Consider the following 1,449-nt stretch of genomic DNA (forward strand, 5'->3'; position numbering starts at 1 on the left):
TGAACTGCCTCCCATTTCTTGGATACGAGAAATGGGAGGCCCTTTTATGGCTGGAAACGCTTTGTACGACGTCGGTCTGAGGCTGCGCGCAGCCGAGCTGCACGACATGGGGCGAGGCCGCGCATCGATTGCGGCTCTGCTCGGGATACCAGAGGAAACCGTGAGAAAATGGCTAGACATCTACAGATCCGCAGGCATCGAGGTTCTAGCTATGATGGGAAAGAAGCACGCCGCCTACTCGTTTGAGACGAAGCTGGCCGCCGTCAGGGCGGTCGTGGACGAGGGCATGACGAAGCCCGAGGCCATGGCGAAGTTCGGGATAGCCTCGCCGAGCTCTCTCAAGAAATGGCTGAAGGCATACAGGGAGGAAGGCCCGGAGGCGCTCAGGCCGAAGCCCAAGGGGAGGCCGAAAGGCTCCGGCTCCCCGACCAAGGAGATGACGCGCGAGCAGGAGCTCGAGCGGAGGGTCCGGAAACTCGAGGCCGAGAACGCCTACTTAAAAAAATCGATAGCCCTGAAGGCAGAGAAGCGCTCCCGAACCGAGAGAAAGCGGTTGTCGTGAGCGGGCTTTCAGGGCAGTACCCGCTCGTTGACCTGCTGGAATGCGCCGGCTTGGCGAGGTCGAGCTACTATTACGCGCTTTCGCACCCCAAGGCGCCCACCAGGCCCGAGCTCTGGGAGGCCGCCGCAGAGATATTCTCGCGCACCGCCAACGGGTGCGGCCACAGGCAGATCGCCATGTGCCTGCGAGCCGAGCAAGGCGTGCGCATAGCCGACAAGACGGCGCTCAAGATGATGCACGAGATGGGTATCAGCTGCGGGATCCGCCGCGAGACCGATTACCACAGGTACAACTCCTACAGGGGCAAGGTCGGCAAAACCTTCGAAAACGTCATCGGCAGGGACTTCGAAGCCGACGGGCCCTGGCAGAAGATGGGCACCGACGTCACCGAGTTCAAGCAGCCCTGGGGCAAGGCCTACTTCGCGCCGATCTACGACTTCGGCAGCAAGGAGATCGTCGCTTGGTCCACGTCGCTGCACCCCGACATGGCCCAGCAGCATGAGCTGCTCGACGAGTTCATGTCCAGGAAGCCCGAGGGCGCCAGCCCGATACTGCACTCCGATATGGGCTGGCAATACCAGCAGGCCGGGTGGTGCAGCAGGCTGGAGAAGGCCGGCGTGGTGCAGAGCATGTCCCGGAAGGGCAACTGCATCGACAACGGGGCGACCGAGCAGGTGTTCGGCCACATGAAGGACGAGCTCTTCAGAGGGAGGGAATGGCCCTGCTTCGAAGACTTCAAGAGAGACCTCGACGAATACGTCATCCACTGGAACACGAGAAGGAGGCAGGTTAAACTAAAGGGACTGACCCCGGAGGAGTTCCGGAATCAGTCCCTATGTGCGGCGTAGGCCGCTAATTAGCCCGTCCAAGAATTGGGATGCAGTTCA

General features: G+C 61.2%; 1 protein-coding gene and 1 pseudogene. Both read left to right on the top strand.

The genetic code is table 11. The features are described 5' to 3' along the window. Nucleotides 1-106: 106 nt before the first annotated feature. Nucleotides 107-352: pseudogene (locus tag F8C90_RS11275) on the top strand (helix-turn-helix domain-containing protein); the annotation flags it as partial. Further along, entirely contained in the window at nucleotides 346-1,410 is a 1,065-nt protein-coding gene (locus F8C90_RS10735; protein WP_246155912.1) for an IS3 family transposase, read from the top strand. The pseudogene F8C90_RS11275 and the gene F8C90_RS10735, both read left to right, overlap by 7 nt. Nucleotides 1,411-1,449: the final 39 nt, after the last annotated feature.

The sequence above is a fragment of the Ellagibacter isourolithinifaciens genome, assembly GCF_008831035.1.
Taxonomy (GTDB): domain Bacteria; phylum Actinomycetota; class Coriobacteriia; order Coriobacteriales; family Eggerthellaceae; genus Ellagibacter; species Ellagibacter isourolithinifaciens.

Bases quoted from the DNA above. Each gene is read 5' to 3' on its own strand.
- F8C90_RS10735 (WP_246155912.1), top strand. From the start codon at position 346: ATGGCTGAAGGCATACAGGGAGGAAGGCCCGGAGGCGCTCAGGCCGAA.